The sequence below is a fragment of the Propioniciclava soli genome (assembly GCF_014858005.1).
Lineage (GTDB): Bacteria > Actinomycetota > Actinomycetes > Propionibacteriales > Propionibacteriaceae > Propioniciclava > Propioniciclava soli.
Window position 1 is genome coordinate 125,882 of sequence record NZ_JACYOT010000004.1, and the last position, 15,218, is coordinate 141,099.

The 15,218-nt window shown below is 72.3% G+C and carries 14 protein-coding genes; 10 read left to right on the forward strand and 4 right to left on the reverse strand.

All coding sequences use genetic code 11. The annotated features are described in order from the left end of the window. Nucleotides 1-14: 14 nt before the first annotated feature. Nucleotides 15-2,057 carry an NAD(+) synthase gene (locus IFY26_RS03395; protein ID WP_232547589.1) on the reverse strand — a complete coding sequence of 681 codons (2,043 nt, stop codon included), beginning with the start codon at nucleotides 2,055-2,057 and terminating at the stop codon, nucleotides 15-17. Between the two features lie 55 nt (nucleotides 2,058-2,112). Continuing rightward, entirely contained in the window at nucleotides 2,113-2,973 is an 861-nt protein-coding gene (locus IFY26_RS03400; RefSeq protein ID WP_232547590.1) for a transglutaminase-like domain-containing protein, read from the reverse strand. 79 nt (nucleotides 2,974-3,052) lie between these two features. Between IFY26_RS03400 and IFY26_RS03405 the strand changes: the two genes are divergently transcribed. After that, nucleotides 3,053-3,688, forward strand: a complete 636-nt coding sequence (locus tag IFY26_RS03405; protein ID WP_232547591.1) for an alpha/beta hydrolase family protein — start codon at nucleotides 3,053-3,055, stop codon at nucleotides 3,686-3,688. Nucleotides 3,689-3,692: 4 nt separating this feature from the next. Here the strand turns inward: IFY26_RS03405 and IFY26_RS03410 are convergent, their stop codons facing one another. Further along, on the reverse strand, nucleotides 3,693-5,111 hold the full coding sequence (locus tag IFY26_RS03410) for an FtsX-like permease family protein (protein WP_232547592.1): 1,419 nt from the start codon (nucleotides 5,109-5,111) through the stop codon (nucleotides 3,693-3,695). Further along, on the reverse strand, nucleotides 5,108-5,896 hold the full coding sequence (locus tag IFY26_RS03415; protein ID WP_416046551.1) for an ABC transporter ATP-binding protein: 789 nt from the start codon (nucleotides 5,894-5,896) through the stop codon (nucleotides 5,108-5,110). The genes IFY26_RS03410 and IFY26_RS03415 overlap by 4 nt, the downstream gene beginning before the upstream one ends. A 156-nt stretch (nucleotides 5,897-6,052) precedes the next feature. Between IFY26_RS03415 and IFY26_RS03420 the strand changes: the two genes are divergently transcribed. The 9 genes from IFY26_RS03420 to IFY26_RS03460 all read left to right on the forward strand — a co-directional run bounded on the left by IFY26_RS03420 (nucleotide 6,053) and on the right by IFY26_RS03460 (nucleotide 15,151). Beyond that, entirely contained in the window at nucleotides 6,053-6,985 is a 933-nt protein-coding gene (locus IFY26_RS03420; RefSeq protein ID WP_232547594.1) for a sensor histidine kinase, read from the forward strand. After that, nucleotides 6,982-7,656: a response regulator transcription factor gene (locus tag IFY26_RS03425; RefSeq protein ID WP_232547595.1), complete on the forward strand. Its 675-nt coding sequence runs from the start codon at nucleotides 6,982-6,984 to the stop codon at nucleotides 7,654-7,656. Before IFY26_RS03420 ends, IFY26_RS03425 begins: the two co-directional genes overlap by 4 nt. A gap of 190 nt (nucleotides 7,657-7,846) precedes the next feature. After that, nucleotides 7,847-8,158, forward strand: coding sequence for a 50S ribosomal protein L21 (gene rplU, locus IFY26_RS03430; RefSeq protein WP_232547596.1), 312 nt, complete (start codon nucleotides 7,847-7,849; stop codon nucleotides 8,156-8,158). 10 nt (nucleotides 8,159-8,168) lie between these two features. Beyond that, nucleotides 8,169-8,429 carry a 50S ribosomal protein L27 gene (rpmA, locus tag IFY26_RS03435; protein WP_232547597.1) on the forward strand — a complete coding sequence of 87 codons (261 nt, stop codon included), beginning with the start codon at nucleotides 8,169-8,171 and terminating at the stop codon, nucleotides 8,427-8,429. Between the two features lie 103 nt (nucleotides 8,430-8,532). Then, complete coding sequence (locus tag IFY26_RS03440) at nucleotides 8,533-8,901, forward strand: RNA-binding S4 domain-containing protein (protein ID WP_232547598.1); 369 nt, start codon at nucleotides 8,533-8,535, stop codon at nucleotides 8,899-8,901. A gap of 79 nt (nucleotides 8,902-8,980) precedes the next feature. After that, nucleotides 8,981-10,483: a GTPase ObgE gene (gene obgE, locus IFY26_RS03445; protein ID WP_232547599.1), complete on the forward strand. Its 1,503-nt coding sequence runs from the start codon at nucleotides 8,981-8,983 to the stop codon at nucleotides 10,481-10,483. After that, entirely contained in the window at nucleotides 10,480-11,610 is a 1,131-nt protein-coding gene (gene proB, locus IFY26_RS03450) for a glutamate 5-kinase (protein ID WP_232547600.1), read from the forward strand. Before obgE ends, proB begins: the two co-directional genes overlap by 4 nt. A gap of 756 nt (nucleotides 11,611-12,366) precedes the next feature. Beyond that, a complete protein-coding gene (locus IFY26_RS03455) occupies nucleotides 12,367-13,398 on the forward strand; it encodes a LacI family DNA-binding transcriptional regulator (protein WP_232547601.1) in 1,032 nt (343 codons plus the stop codon). Between the two features lie 61 nt (nucleotides 13,399-13,459). Continuing rightward, nucleotides 13,460-15,151: an ABC transporter substrate-binding protein gene (locus IFY26_RS03460; protein ID WP_232547602.1), complete on the forward strand. Its 1,692-nt coding sequence runs from the start codon at nucleotides 13,460-13,462 to the stop codon at nucleotides 15,149-15,151. The last annotated feature ends 67 nt before the right edge of the window (nucleotides 15,152-15,218 follow it).

The following is a 15,218-nucleotide window of genomic DNA, read 5'->3' on the forward strand; positions in this document are numbered from 1 at the left end:
CGGGCTGGTCGGCCTCAGCGGTCGGGGACGTTGCGGCGCAGCTCGTCGAGCCAGAGGTCTGCGCTCGTGTCGGAGGGCATCCGCCAGTCGCCCCGCGGGCTGAGCGAGCCGCCGCGCACCACCTTGGGCCCGTTCGGCAGCGCCGAGCGCTTGAACTGGGCGAACCCGAAGAAGCGGCGGCAGAACACCTCGAGCCACTGCTTGATGGTCGGCAGGTCGTAGGCGACGCGCTTGTGGTCGGGGAAGCCGCCCGGCCAGGCGCCCGCGTCGGCGTCCGACCACGTGTGGTGGGCGAGGAACGCGATCTTCGACGGCGTCATGCCATGGCGCAGCACGTGGTAGAGGTTGAAGTCCTGCAGGTTGTAGGGGCCGATCGTGGCCTCGGTCGACTGGGGCGTCTCCCCCTCCGAGACGGGCACGAGCTCGGGGGTGATCTCGGTGTCGAGGATCGACTGCAGCACCGCGCCGGCGTCGTCGCCGAAGATGTCGGAGGCGATGACCCAGCGGATCAGGTGCTGCATCAGCGTCTTGGGCACGCCGCCGTTGACGTTGTAGTGGCTCATCTGGTCGCCGACGCCGTAGGTGCACCAGCCGAGCGCCAGCTCCGACAGGTCGCCGGTGCCGAGCACGATGCCGCCGCGCTGGTTGGCGATGCGGAACAGGTAGTCGGTGCGCATGCCGGCCTGCACGTTCTCGAAGGTGACGTCGTAGGCCGGCTCGCCGGACGCGAACGGGTGGCCCATCTGCTCCAACATGGCGCGGCAGGCGGGCACGATGTCGAGGGTCTCGAACGTGACGCCGAGGGCGTGGGCCAGGTCGGTGGCGTTGTTCCTGGTGTGGTCCGACGTCGCGAAGCCCGGCATGGTGAATGCGAGGATGTCGGTGCGCGGCCGGTCCATCCGGTCCATCGCCTGCGCGGCGACCAGCAGGGCGTGCGTGGAGTCGAGGCCCCCGGAGACCCCGATGACGATCTTCGGCTGGCCGATGGCGCGCAGCCGCTGCTCCAGCCCGGAGACCTGGATGTTGTAGGCCTCGTAGCAGTCCTGCGCCAGGCGGGCGTCGTCGGCCGGCACGAACGGGAAGCGGGCCAGCGGACGCCGCAGGCCGAGGTCGCCGGTGGGGCGTCCGAGCTCGAAGTCGACCGTGCGGTAGGCGCCCACCCGGTCGGCATGGACGCGGCGGTTGTCGTCGAACGTGCCCTGCCGCAGCCGCTCCTGGTGGAGGGTGGCGACGTCGACGTCGGCGACGGACGCCCGTGGCCCGGCCGGGAACCGCTCGGACTGGGCCAGCAGCGCGCCGTTCTCGTACACCATCGTCTGCCCGTCCCAGGAGAGATCGGTCGACGACTCGCCCTCACCGGCGGCGGCGTAGACGTAACCGGCGAGGTAGCGCGAGCTCGCGGAGGCGCACAGCAGGTGCCGGTCGACGGCCTTGGCGACGGTGATGGGGGAGCCCGACAGGTTGGCGATGAGGGTGGCGCCCGCCAAGGCGGCCTCGGCGGCCGGCGGCACGGGCACCCACAGGTCCTCGCACACCTCGATCGCCAGCACCAAGTGCGGCACGTCGGACGCCGCGAACAGCAGGTCGGCCCCGAACGGTACCCGCTGCCCGGCGACGTCGATCTTGGGGGGCACCTCCGCGCCCGAGCCGATCTGGCGGCTCTCGTAAAACTCCCGGTAGGTGGGCAGGTACACCTTCGGGACGACGCCCAGCACCCGCCCGCGGTGCACCACCACCGCGCAGTTGTACACCCGATGGCGGCTCCGCAGCGGCGCACCGACGACGAGCACGGTGCCCAGGTCGGCGCTGGCGGCGACCAGTTCGGCCAGGGCCGCCTCGGCGGCGTCCAGCACCGCGTCCTGCAACAGGAGGTCCTCGATTGAGTAGCCGACCAGGCCGAGCTCGGGGAACACCGCGACCGCCACGCCGGCGTCCGCCAACTCACGCGCCTGGGCCAGCAGGGCCGCCACGTTGTGGTGGGGGTCGACCAACCGCATCGGGTGGGTGACGGACGCGACCCGCACGAAGCCGTGGTCGTAGAGGTTCCAGAAGTCCATGGGCCTCAGCATCCCATCCCGCTCAGCATCCCATCCCGCGGCGCGGCGGCGGGCCTCAGCCCTGGACGGGTCGCCCCTGGCCGTCGAGCTCGAGCAGGTTGCCCTGCTCGTCGGACTCGTGGGTGGTGACGATCATGCGCTTCAGCCAGGGGTTGCCGAACGTGGTGGCCAGGGCGCAGTCGACGGCGTCGCGACCCCGGGAGATCACGATGTGGCCCTTGCGGCGGGCGTTGTGGCGGGGGTCGAACGTCCACCACCGGTCGCCGAGGTACACCTCGGTGAACGCGTGGAAGTCCATCTCGACGGGCAGCGGCGGCACGTCCATGTCGGGCAGGTACCCCGACACGTACCGCGCGGGGATGTTCATGGCCCGGCACAGGGCGATGAAGGTGTGGGCAAGGTCGCGGCAGATGCCATAGCCGTTGTTGAAGGCGTCCACGGCGGTGTACCACGACATGGTCGAGCCGGTGCGGTACTGCACGCGCTCGTGGACGAAGTTCGAGATCTCCATGCAGCGCCGGTAACCGGGCTCCATGTCGCCGAACAGGTTCCAGGCGTCGCGCCCGAGCACGTCGGACTGGCAGTAACGGCTGGGCCACAAGTAGGGCAGCACGTCCTCGGGCAGGTCGGCCACGTCGAGCTGTGGGGCGTCGAGGTCCGCCTCATCGACCGCGTCGGGCACCTTCACGACGGCCCGGTACTCATAGACGGACTCGCCGGCCGGCATGATGAACCGCTTGCCCACGTTGCCGTACAGGTCGGTGTAGTCGGTCATCTCGATGTCCGGCGTCGTCGTCCACCCGCTCGACAGCGTCTCGACCTCGTCGTGCTTGTGTTCGATCATGGCGAGCGTCGGGGTGGGCAGCTGGGCTACATGCCGGAAGCTGGCGCCGATGGTGAGCGTGCGCGTGGTCATCGAGTCCTTCTCTGAAACGCTGGGCAGAACGGGAGACACCATTGTGTCGGCAGCAACCCCGTCATGCATCATCGTTTGCATGGTTGAAACATTCGCGCCCGTCGCGACGTCCGCGGGGGAGGGCCGGCTGCACATCGCCGCGCCGGGCGACCCCCGGGCGGTCCTGCTGCTCGGCGGCGGGCACTCGGGGCAGATCGCGACGCCCGACCTTGACGCCCTCGCCGACGCGCTGCCCGGCCGCGGCATCGGCGTGGCCCGGTTCGAGCTGCCCTGGCGCGTGGCCGGGCGGACCGTGGGGCCGCGGCCGCCGGCGTCCGACCCGCTCTGGCAGGCCGGGGTGGACGCCGTCCGTGCGGCCCACCCCGGGGTGCCGTTGTTCACCGGCGGGCGCAGCGCGGGTGCCCGCATCGCCTGCCGCACCTGGACGCCCGACGTCGCCGGCGTCGTCGCGCTGTCCTTCCCCCTCCACCCGCCGGGCCGTCCGGACGCCTCCCGGCTCGCCGAGCTGACCCCCGTGGGGGCGCCGGTGCTGCTCGTGTCCGGGGCCCGGGACCCGTTCGGCTCGCCCGACGAGCTGGCGTCCGCCCTGCGCGGTGACCACGCCGGGGCGCGCGAGCTCGTGGTGGTGCCGGGCGCGACCCATTCGTTCCCGCGCGGAGCCACGCCGACGGTTGTGGCGGCCGTCGCGGCGTTCGTGGACCGCCTCGTCGGGTAGCGCGTCAGTCGTTGCGCCGGACGCGGGCGCCCAGGACGCGTCGCCGCAGCGGCCGGGTGGACTCCGCGGCCAGCAGGCTCAGGGCGAGCGCGCCGACGACGGTCAGGGCCAGGATCGCCACCGACGAGGGCCCGAGCACCGCCATGCGGGGCAGGGACTGCACGAGCGGCAGCGCGGCCGCCACGCCGAGCCCCAGCGAGAGCACCAGCGTCGCCAGCAGCGGCAGGGCCACCTGGTGGCGCCGGGCGGTGGCGTCCAAGGCGGGCGGGACGCCCATCTTGTCCAGCGCCACCAGCTCGTCGGCCCGATCGACCACGTCCGAGCTCTGCGCCAGCGCGGTGGACGCCGACCCGAGCGCGAGCGCGATGGCCAGGGTGAGCACGGCCCCGGTACGCAGATCCGCCAGCAGCATCTCGTTGAGGCTGTCCAGGCCCCCGAAGGCATCGGTGCCCAGTGGGATCGTGGCGATCATCCCCACGAGGAACCCGAGCAGGGCCAGCGAGCTGACGTTGCGCCACGCCGAGCGGGGGTCGGCGACGATGCGGCGCATCGCGAGCAGCCGGGCGGGCGACCCGGTGCGGACGCCGAGCCGGGCGATGAGCTGCAGCAACCAGGGGGAGAAGAGGTTCACCAGCCCGATCGCGATGCCGAGCATGCCGGCGAACACCAGCCCCATGACCAGGGCGCCGAGCGGCGCCTGCATCACGCCGCCGAGCGCGGCGATCACGAACACGCCGGCCGCCAGGGCGGCGAGCCGCCAGGCGCGCAGGGCCGGCGGGGTGGCCTGGCGCGAGACGCCCAGCGGTGAGATGCGCACCCGCGTCAGGCCCAGGGCCGTGGACGCCGCCGCCAGCGCGAGCAGGACGGCGACGACGCCGAGCCACAGCCACCACGGCATCGCGAGCTCGGCGGGGGCGACCGGGGTGTTCTGGAAGGTGAGCAACCCGAGCAGCGGCAGGCTGGCCGTCCACGCCAGCGCACCGAGCAGCACGCCGGCCGCGGCCTGCACGAGGCTCTCGACGACGCTCATGGAGACGATCTCCCCGCTCGTCATGCCGACCAGGCGCAGCGACGCCAGCCGCCGCGCCCGGCCCCGGGCCCCCAGGCGGGCGGCGGCGCCACCCAAGGAGAGGATGGGCCAGACGAGCAGCGCGCAGGCCATCGCGGCGAGGATGACGTGGGTCGTGGGCACGACCATCGCGGCGTCCGCATCGTCGAGGGTGGTGAGCCAGGCCGGCGGCTGTGCACGGCGCTGCACGAACATCCAGGTGCCGGACGCCACGACGAACGACAACCAGGCGGTCACCGCGTTGGCGCCGACGGCGAAGAGATCCAGGGCGCCGCTTCCGCCGGTGTCGCGGAGCCGGGCTCCAGCCAGCCGGGTCGCCAGGCCGAGTCGTGCCGTCCAGGTGAGGGTGCTCATCGCGCGTCCTCCTGCCGCGGCAGGGCCGTCCCCGTGGTGGGGAGGGGGGTGCTGGTGGCGAGGGTGTCGCTGTGGACGAGGGCGTCGCGGATCTCGACGAGGCGTGAGCACCACCGGGCGACGTGCGGGTCGTGGGTGACGACGACGAGCGTCGCGCCGGCCATGGACGCGGTGGTGGTCAAGATCTGCATGACCTCGTGGCCGGTCGCCTGGTCGAGCGCGCCGGTCGGCTCGTCGGCGAAGATCACCGCCGGGTCGTGCACGAGGGCGCGGGCGATGGCGACGCGCTGCGCCTGCCCGCCGGAGAGCTCACCCGGACGCCGCAGGCGCATGTCGCCCCCGACGCCGAGGCGCTCCAGCCAGCTGTCGGCGTGGGCGAGGGCTGCGGCGCGGCCCATGCCGGCCAGCAGCAGCGGCAGGGCGACGTTCTCGCGGGCGGGCAGTTCGCCGATGAGCTGGCCGTCCTGGAAGACGAAGCCGAAACGCTCGCGGCGCAGGCGGGAACGATCGGCGTCCCGCAGGGTGCTCACGCGTCCGCCGCCGAGGGTGACCTCGCCGGCGTCCGGGGTGAGGATGCCGGACAGGCAGTGCAACAGCGTCGACTTGCCCGACCCCGACGGGCCCATCACGGCGACGGACTGGCCGGCCGGGATCGTCAGGGACACCCCGCCGAGGGCCACGACCTGGCCGAAGCGGTGGACGAGACCGGAGGCGACCAGGGCGTCGCGGCGGCGGGGGGAGGCTGGGGCCGCGGGGTGGGCGGTGGGAGCGGGCGGAGGGGCGATGGTCCGGGCGTCGGACGTGGGTGCATCGGGCATGGGTGCATCGAACATGGCATTATTCGACCCCCGCGCCGGGCCGCCGCCCAGGGGGCCAGCACCCGAACCGGGGTGGAGCCAGCTCCACCATCCATTCACCGGCCCCATCGTAGGCTGGCGGCCATGCGCACCACCGTCCGACCCCGCTGGGGGCTGTGCGTCGCCCAGATCGGGGTCGCCGTGGTGGGCGGGCTGGTGGTCACGCCGGTGGGCGTGGCGGCCTTCGGGGTGACCACCCCGGGCGTGATCGTCGGGCTCATCCTCCTCGGTGGCACCATCGCCGGCGTCGTCTGGCTCGAGATCGTGAAGACGCGCCGGGTCGCGGCGTCCGCGCTGGAGGCGTCCGGCGTGGCCGCGCTGGCGGGGGAGGATCACGCCCACGCCGTCCGCCGGCTCACCGATTCGCGCCGCGCCATCGTGGACGCCTACGAGCTGGAGCGGGCGCGCATCGAGCGCGACCTGCACGACGGAGCGCAGCAGTACCTGGTGGCCGCCTCCATGAAGGTGGGCGAGGCCGCGTTCGCGGTGGAGCAGGGGCGGACGGCCGAGGCGTCCGGGCTGCTCGCGGCGGCGCAGGACGACGCCGACGCCGCCCTCGCCGCGTTGCGCGAGACGGTGGCGGGCGTCCACTCCCGCCTGCTCGCCGAGCAGGGGCTCGAGGCGGGGCTCGCCGAGCTCGTCACCCGGCTGTCGCGCCGCGACCGGCCGATCGTGCTGCGCGTGCCCCACCCGCTGCCCGACCTGCCGCGCGGGGTGGCGTCCACCGCGTGGTTCTTCGCGGCCGAGGCGCTGACCAACGCGGTCAAGCACGCCGGGGACGCCGACATCAGCATCGTGGCGGCCGCCGACCACCACCTGCACGTCACGGTGGTGGACGCCGGCCCGGGCGGGGCGGTCGTCGTGCCCGGCCGGGGGCTGGCCGGCCTGCGGGCGCGGTTGGAGGCGTTCGGCGGCACCCTGACGGTGTCCAGCCCGGCCGGCGGCCCGACGACGGTTGCCGCACGCGTCCCCCTGCTGCTGTCTTCGGGGCAGACCCCGGGGGAGGAGGAGACATGAGGCTCGTCGTCGCCGACGACTCGGCGCTGCTGCGCGAGGGGATGGCCGGGCTGTTGGAGCGGCAGGGCCACGCGATCGTGGGCCAGGCCGCGAGCGCGACCGAGCTGCTGGCCGTCATGGCCCACCGCTCCGGGGAGGTCGACGTGGTGGTCACCGACGTGCGCATGCCGCCCGACCTCACCGACGACGGCCTGCGCGCCGCCCTGGCGATCCGCCGCGGCTGGCCCGAGGTCGGCATCCTCGTGGTGAGCCAGTACGTGGCACCCGAGTACGCCCACCAGCTCTTTGGCTCCTCGGACGCCGGGTCGGTGCCGTCGGGCGGTGTGGGAGGGCTGGGGTACCTGCTGAAGGACCGCGTGGCGCGCGTGGCCGACTTCCTGCGCTCGCTGGCCATCGTGGCCGCGGGCGGGGTGGTGGTCGACCCCGACGTGGCGGCACGGCTGGTGCAGCGGACGCCCTCCCGGCTGGCCGGGCTGACGCCGCGGGAGCGCGAGGTGCTGGATCTGATGGCCCGTGGTCTGTCGAACGCCCAGATCGGTGAATCACTCGTGCTGTCGCCCGGCGCGGTGAGCAAGCACGTCGCCGCAGTGTTCACCAAGCTCGGGCTGGGGCCGGACGAGGACAACCGGCGCGTCCGGGCTGTCCTGGCCTTCCTGGCAGCCGGGGAGTAGCGGAGTCGGGGCAGTAGAGGGGCGGCAGGGTGTCGGCGTGGGGCGGGGCGTCCGGCGCCGACATCGGCTCGGTTTGCCCTCCTCTGCCCCGCCGCGTAGGATGGACCTTCGGTGCGTGCGCGGGCACGAGTCCACTCGTCGCCTCCCGCACCCTCATCGGACAAGCTAATCGCTAGAGAGTAGGTCAGGCGTGTACGCGATTGTGCGCAGCGGCGGACGCCAGCACAAGGTTGCTGTGGGAGACGTTCTCACCGTCGACAAGATCGTCGACGCCGAGATCGGCAGCACCGTCAACCTCACCCCGCTGATGCTGGTCGACGGCGATGCCGTCACGACCGACGTGTCCGCGCTGGGCAAGGTGTCGGTGACGGCCGAGGTGCTCGCGGAGCACAAGGGCCCCAAGATCCGCATCCTCAAGTACAAGAACAAGACCGGCTACAAGAAGCGCATGGGTCACCGCCAGCGCTACAGCCGCGTCAAGGTGACCGGCATCGAGAGCTGAGGAAACTGACATGGCACACAAGAAGGGCGCATCCAGCTCCCGCAACGGGCGCGACTCCAATGCGCAACGCCTCGGCGTGAAGCGTTTCGGCGGCGAGGTCGTCGGCGCGGGCGAGATCATCGTCCGGCAGCGCGGCACCCACTTCCACCCCGGCGACAACGTCGGCCGTGGCGGCGACGACACCCTGTTCGCGCTCAAGCCCGGCACGGTCGAGTTCGGCTCCCGGCGCGGCCGCAAGGTCGTCAACGTGGCGCTCGCCGACGCGCAGTGACGCACCGCTGAGATTCTGTAGCGAGGGGCGGTCCCGGACGGGGCCGCCCCTCGTCGCGTCCCCGGGGGTCCGGCTCGCATGCCGCCCCGCCTAGAGTGGGGGCATGGGACGCCTCGACGCCTGGCTCTGGTCGGTGCGGGTCTACAAGACCCGCTCGCTGGCGACCGCGGCCATCAAGGGCGGTCACGTCCGGGTCGACAACGCTCCCGCCAAGCCCGCCGCGCTCGTCGTCGAGGGCCAGACGATCCGCGTCCGCGGGGACGATCACACCGAGCGGGTGCTCGAGGTGCTGGACCCGACGCTGGTGAAGCGCGTCGGGGCGTCCGTCGCCCAGCGGGCCTATCTCGACAAGACGCCGGCGCAGCCCCCGCCGATCGCCCAGATGGGCGGCCGGGTCGCCACGCGCGAGCGGGGCGCGGGGCGTCCGACCAAGAAGCAGCGACGCGAGACCGACGCGTTCCGCGGTCGCTGAGCCACCCCCCTCGTCGCCCCGGCGCCGCCGACCGATAGGATCGGCGGGTTCCCGACCGCCATCGAAATGGAGTTTGACCATGGCCATTCCCTCGTTCGTCGACCAGGCGACGCTGCGCGTCGCCGGCGGCAACGGCGGCCACGGCTGCGCGTCCGTCCACCGCGAGAAGTTCAAGCCGCTCGGGGGTCCGGACGGCGGCAACGGCGGACAGGGCGGCTCGGTGATCCTGCGGGTGGACGAGGGGCTGACCACGCTCGTCGACTACCACCGGCAGTCGCAGCGACGCGCCACCAACGGCCAGCCCGGGGAGGGCGGCCACAAGGCCGGTGCGAACGGTGAGGACATCGTGCTCGCCGTGCCGGACGGCACGATCGTCACCGACGCCGAGACCGGCCAGGTGCTCGCCGATCTCATCGGTGAGGGTGCCGAGGCTGTGATCGCGGCCGGTGGGCGGGGCGGCCTGGGCAACGCCGCGCTGGCGACCTCCGCGCGGAAGGCACCCGGCTTCGCCCTGCTCGGCGAGGAGGGCGAGGAGCGCACCATCACCCTCGAGCTGAAGGTGCTCGCCGACGTCGGGCTCGTCGGTTTCCCGAGCGCTGGCAAGTCGAGCCTGATCGCCGCGATCAGCCGGGCCCGGCCCAAGATCGCCGACTACCCGTTCACGACGCTGGTGCCGAACCTGGGGGTGGTGGTGGCCGGCTCCACCACGTTCACCGTGGCCGACGTGCCGGGGCTGATCGAGGGTGCCTCGGAGGGCCGCGGGCTGGGCCACGACTTCCTGCGCCACATCGAGCGTTGCCAGGCCATCGTCCACGTGATCGACTGCGCCACCTACGAGCCGGGGCGCGATCCGGTCTCCGACCTCGACGTGATCGAGGCCGAGCTCGCCGCCCACGGCGGGTTGGAGGACCGGCCGCGCCTGGTCGCCCTCAACAAGATCGACATCCCGGACGCCGCCGAGCTCGCCGAGATCGTGCAGCCTGACCTGGAGGCCCGCGGGTTGCGGGTGTTCCGCATCTCGACGAAGTCGAGCGAGGGACTGCAGGCGCTGACGTTCGCGATGGCAGCTCTGGTGGACGAACGCCGCGCGGCCGCACCGGCGCCCGCGCCGGAGCGCATCGTGATTCGTCCCACGCCCGTCGCGGGCGGCCCCGAATTCACCATTCGGCAGATGGGTGACGGGGAGGGCGGCTTCGTGTGGCGGGTCGAAGGGGCCAAGCCCGAGCGGTGGGTCAAGCAGACCGACTTCGGCAATCCCGAGGCCGTCGGCTACCTCGCCGACCGCTTCACCCGGCTCGGCATCGAGGACGCGCTGCTCGACCGGGGGGCCCGCGAGGGTGATGCCGTCGCGATCGGCGCGGGGGACAACCCGGTGGTGTTCGACTTCGCCCCCCAGGTCGGCTCCGGCGCGGAGATCCTGGCCCGCCGGGGTGACGACGAGCGGCTGCACGGGGAACGTGCGTCGGTGCGGCGTCGGCGCGACCTCGACGCGGAGTACCACGCCGCGAAGGCCGCCGCGGAGGGGGTGGCGCGCGACCCGCGGCAGAGCTGGCGCGTCACCGACGACGGGGTCGAGGCGTGACCGGCGGCGTCCGCCCCGACATCGCGGCCGCGCGACGCATCGTCGTCAAGATCGGCAGCAGCTCCATCACCGACGCGGCGGGTCACCCCGACGCGCGGCACATGAACGCGCTGGTGGACGCGATCGCCGCGGCGAGGGCGTCCGGCACCGAGGTGGTGGTCGTCAGCTCGGGTGCCGTGGCCGCCGGCCTGGAGCCACTCGGGCTGCTCGACCGGCCGCGTGATCTGGCGAGCCAGCAGGCGGCGGCGTCGGTGGGGCAGGGGTTGCTGTTGGCGCGGTACACGGCGCTGTTCGCCGCCCACGGGTTGCGCGTGGGGCAAGTGTTGCTGACGGTGGAGGACATCGCGCGCAAGGCGTCCTACGGCAACGTGGAGCGCACGTTCACGCGGCTGCTGGAGCTGGGCGTCGTGCCGGTCGTGAACGAGAACGACACGGTGGCGACCAACGAGCTCCGGTTCGGTGACAACGACAAGATGGCGGCCCTGGTGGCCCACGTGGTGTGGGCGGACGCGCTGTTCCTGCTCAGCGATGTCGATGCGCTCTACACCGACCACCCGGCGCGGCCGGGGGCGCGCCGCTTGGATGACGTGCCGGAGGTGGACGACCTGGCGGTCGACACCTCGCGAGGCGGCGCTCACGTCGGCACCGGTGGCATGACGACCAAGCTGGAGGCGGCCAAGATCGCCACCCACGCGGGGGTCCCCGTGGTGCTGGCCTCTGCGGACGCGGTTGCGCCGGCGCTGGCGGGGGAGCCGGTGGGCACCTACTTCCACGCCTCGGGGCGGCGTCGCTCGCGGCGGCTGCTCTGGCTGGCGTACGCGTCGCGGACAGCCGGTGAGGTGGTGCTCGATGCGGGAGCCGTCCGGGCCGTCGTGGAGCGCAAGGCGTCCCTGTTGCCGGCGGGGGTCACGGCGTTCTCGGGTGATTTCCACGCCGGTGATCCGATCCGCATGGTGGACGCGGCCGGCGAGCTGATCGGGCACGGGCTGAGCAGTTACGACGCGGCCGACCTGCCCGGCGTCCTGGGCCGCTCCACCCGGGACCTCGTGGCCGAGCGCGGCGCGGGCTTCGACCGGGAGCTGGTCCACCGCGACGCGCTGATCCTGCGCAAGCGGTTCCGGGGCTGAGCCCGGGCGAGGCTGCGCGCGGTTCGCGCCGCCCTGGAGGGCTTCCCCCGGGGGCCCGTGTGTCTCGGCAGCCCGGGACGCCGTGGGCGGCGGCCCGCTGTCCGGCCGCCCGGCCGTTTGGATCGCTCCCTGCCGTTCGGCCCGCCCCTCTGCTGTTCGGTCCGCCCCCCTGCCGTTCGGCCCGCCCCTCTGCTGTTCGGTCCGCCCCCCTGCTGTTCGGCCCGCCACCCTGCCGTTCGGCCCGCCCCCCTGCTGTTGGGTCCGCCCCCCTGCGGGACGTCCACCACCCTGCCGTCGCAACAGCAGGGTGGTGGGCCGAGGGCAGGGGGGTGACGGCAGGGGCAGGGTGGCGGCGCGAACGACAGGGTGGCGGCGCGAACGACAGGGTGGGTACCCCCTCGGGGTGAGGCCGCCGCAGCATCGGGGCCGAGCCGGTGCGGGTCGGGTCACGGGTTGCCCGCCCCGTGCGACGAAAACCCCACACTCGGTTCTGACCAACATCAGCCGCACTGGTTTTGGGAGGTCGTTTCCGCGATCGAGTGTCGCATTCTCGTCGCAGCCGCAGCCGCAACCGCAGCCGCAGTCGCAGCGGCCCACCACCACCGCCGCCACCACAACCACCATCCCCGTCAGCGTTCCGCGCCCACCCAACTTAGGGTTTCCTAACTTTCTGGATCTTGACGCAGGTGGTCCCGCAGGCGTTGACTTCCTAACGCGAGTTACTGAAGCGCGTTAGTCCCTCGAAGGAGAGTGGTGATGATGGCCAGCAAGGTCCGCAGCGACGTGACCATGGCGGACGTCGCCGCCGCCGCCGGGGTGTCCCGCACCACCGTCTCCTTCGTCCTCAACAAGCGTCAGGCCGGCATTCCGGAGGAGACCCGAACCCGGGTCCTGGAGGCCGTGTCCACTCTCGGCTACCGCCCCAACGCCGGTGCCCGCGCTCTCGCGTCCCAGCGCTCGGACTGGATCGGCCTGCTCACCGAGATCGTCACGGCGCCCTTCGCGGTGAACGTCATCAAGGGCGCCAAGGATCGCGCCTGGGCCGACCATAAATACCTGCTCATCGCCTCCACCGACGACAACGTCACCGACGCCGCCGGGCTGGCGGACCAGACGGTGCAGATCGAGAAGCTGCTGGAGCAGCGCATCGAGGGGCTCCTGCTGGCGGCGACCTGGCACCGCGCCATCACGGTCCCCGATGTGGCCCGGGAGGTTCCCACCGTCCTGGTGAACTGTTTCGACGCCGCCGGCGAGTTCCCCTCCATCGTCCCGGACGAGGTCGGCGGCGGGGTGGTGGCCACGCAGCGGCTGGTCGCCGCAGGCCACACCCGCATCGGCTTCATCACGTTCGAGGACGACATCCCCGCCGGGCAGGGGCGCCTGCGTGGCTACACCCGGGCGCTCGAGGCGGCCGGTCTGCCGTTCGAGCCCACCCTCGTCACGGGCGGGGACGCCACCGCCCTCGGTGGGTATGACGCCGCGAACCGTCTGCTCGACCGCGCCGAGCGCCCGACCGCCCTCTTCTGCGGCAACGATCGCATGGCCATGGGTGCCTACGACGCGATCAAGGAGCGTGGTCTGTCCATTCCCGGCGACCTCGCCGTCACCGGCTTCGACAACCAGGAACTGGTCAGCGCGTACCTGAGGCCCGCCCTCACGACCGTCGCGCTGCCCTTCGAAGAAATGGGAGCCGCCGGGGTCGCCACCCTGACGGCTCTCATCCAAGGGGAGGAGGTGCCGTCCTTGCAGACGGTGTCCTGTTCCTTGCTCGAACGTTCGTCGGTCTGACTCCCATCGGCCCGACGAACACCCACCCATCGCGTCCGCGATTCAGGAAGGAAGCATCATCATGACACACCACCCGTCCCGGGGTCGGCGGCCCGGCCGAGCCCTTCTGGGCGTCGCCGCGACCGTGCTGGCCGGCACGCTCGCCTTCTCGGGCTGCGCGTCCGGCACCGCGACCACGAGCGCCTCGACACCCGCTGCCGACAACGCGACCGCGCTGCTGACGATCCCGCGCGAGGACATGGGCACCTTCACGCGCAACTTCAACCCGTTCAGCCCCAACGCCGCGCCCATGACGACCCAGGCGATCCACGAGTCGATGCTCATCTACAACCCCGCGGCCGGCAACACCGTCCCCTGGCTCGCCACCGAGTGGGCTGCCTCCGATGACAACCGGACGCTGACCTTCACCCTGCGCGACGGCGTCCAGTGGTCCGACGGCGAGCCGCTCGTCGCCGACGACGTGGCCTACACCTTCGAGCTCCAGAAGGAGATCATGGGTGGGTTCGAGTACCTCGACTCCGTGACGGCGTCGGACGCCCACACGGTCGTCTTCACGTTCTCGCGGGACTACTCCCCGGCCCTCTACGAGATCGGCCAGATGCCCATCGTGCCCAAGCACGTGTGGGAGGCCATCGAGGATCCGGCGAAGGCCACCAACGAGACGCCGGTCGGCACCGGGCCCTACACCGAGATCACCAACTTCGCCGCCCAGTCTTTCACCCTCGGCAAGAACCCGCATTACTGGCAGCCCGACGCCCAGCACATCGAGGGCATCAAGATGCTGGCCTTCGCCGGCAACGACGGTGCCAACCTGGCCGCCGCCAACGGCGACGTGGACTGGGCGCCGCAGTACATCCCGAACATCGAGCGCACCTTCATCTCGCGCGACCCGGAGCACCGCCACTACTGGTTCCCGCCCACCGGTTCGATGATCAACTTCATGGTCAACACCACCAAGGCGCCCTTCAACGACGTCAACGTCCGCAAGGCCCTGTCCATGGCCATCGACCGCGAGCAGATCGTCTCCGTCGGCATGTCGGGCTACACCGAGCCCGCCGACTGCACCGGCCTGTCGGGCAGCTACGAGACCTGGAAGGACGCGTCGCTGCAGGACTCCTGCGACTGGATCGAACGGGACGTCGACGCCGCCAACGCCCTGCTGGACGAGGCGGGCTACCCCAAGGGCGCCGACGGCCAGCGGACGCTGCCCGATGGCAGCCCGTTCACCTTCGACTTCTCGGTCGGGTCGACGTCGTCGGACTGGGTGTCGGTCGCCAACGTCATCAGCCAGAACCTGGCCGACGTCGGCATCACCATGACCGTGGACGCCCCCGACTGGTCGGCCGTCGTCGCCGGCTATGAGACCGGCGACTTCGACTCCGGCATCGTCTGGTCATCCAATGACCCGACGCCCTACCAGTACTACCTCAACCTGATGAGCCCGACGAAGGTCAAGCCGGTCGGCGAGCAGACCCACGACAACTACGGCCGCTTCGGATCCGCCGATGCCCAGGCGTTGCTCGACCAGTTCGCCGCCACGCAGGACGAGGAGACCCAGCACGAGATCGTGGACGACCTCCAGGCCCTGTACGGCCAGGAGCTCCCGACGATCCCGCTGTTCCCCGGGCCGGAGTGGGGTGCCTACAACGACTCCCGCTTCGTGGGCTGGCCCACCGCGGACGACCCGTACGCCACCCTCGGCACCCGGGCGCCCACCACCGTGCTGGTGCTCACCACGCTGGAGCCCCGCTGAGCTGATCACCGCGGGCGTGGCGCCCTGCCCGGACGCCACGCCCGCCCCGCCCGGACGCCCCCGCCCG

Bases quoted from the DNA above. Each gene is read 5' to 3' on its own strand.
- IFY26_RS03395 (WP_232547589.1), bottom strand. From the start codon at position 2,057: ATGGACTTCTGGAACCTCTACGACCACGGCTTCGTGCGGGTCGCGTCC.
- IFY26_RS03400 (WP_232547590.1), bottom strand. From the start codon at position 2,973: ATGACCACGCGCACGCTCACCATCGGCGCCAGCTTCCGGCATGTAGCC.
- IFY26_RS03405 (WP_232547591.1), top strand. From the start codon at position 3,053: ATGGTTGAAACATTCGCGCCCGTCGCGACGTCCGCGGGGGAGGGCCGG.
- IFY26_RS03410 (WP_232547592.1), bottom strand. From the start codon at position 5,111: ATGAGCACCCTCACCTGGACGGCACGACTCGGCCTGGCGACCCGGCTG.
- IFY26_RS03420 (WP_232547594.1), top strand. From the start codon at position 6,053: ATGCGCACCACCGTCCGACCCCGCTGGGGGCTGTGCGTCGCCCAGATC.
- IFY26_RS03425 (WP_232547595.1), top strand. From the start codon at position 6,982: ATGAGGCTCGTCGTCGCCGACGACTCGGCGCTGCTGCGCGAGGGGATG.
- rpmA (WP_232547597.1), top strand. From the start codon at position 8,169: ATGGCACACAAGAAGGGCGCATCCAGCTCCCGCAACGGGCGCGACTCC.
- IFY26_RS03440 (WP_232547598.1), top strand. From the start codon at position 8,533: ATGGGACGCCTCGACGCCTGGCTCTGGTCGGTGCGGGTCTACAAGACC.
- obgE (WP_232547599.1), top strand. From the start codon at position 8,981: ATGGCCATTCCCTCGTTCGTCGACCAGGCGACGCTGCGCGTCGCCGGC.
- IFY26_RS03455 (WP_232547601.1), top strand. From the start codon at position 12,367: ATGATGGCCAGCAAGGTCCGCAGCGACGTGACCATGGCGGACGTCGCC.
- IFY26_RS03460 (WP_232547602.1), top strand. From the start codon at position 13,460: ATGACACACCACCCGTCCCGGGGTCGGCGGCCCGGCCGAGCCCTTCTG.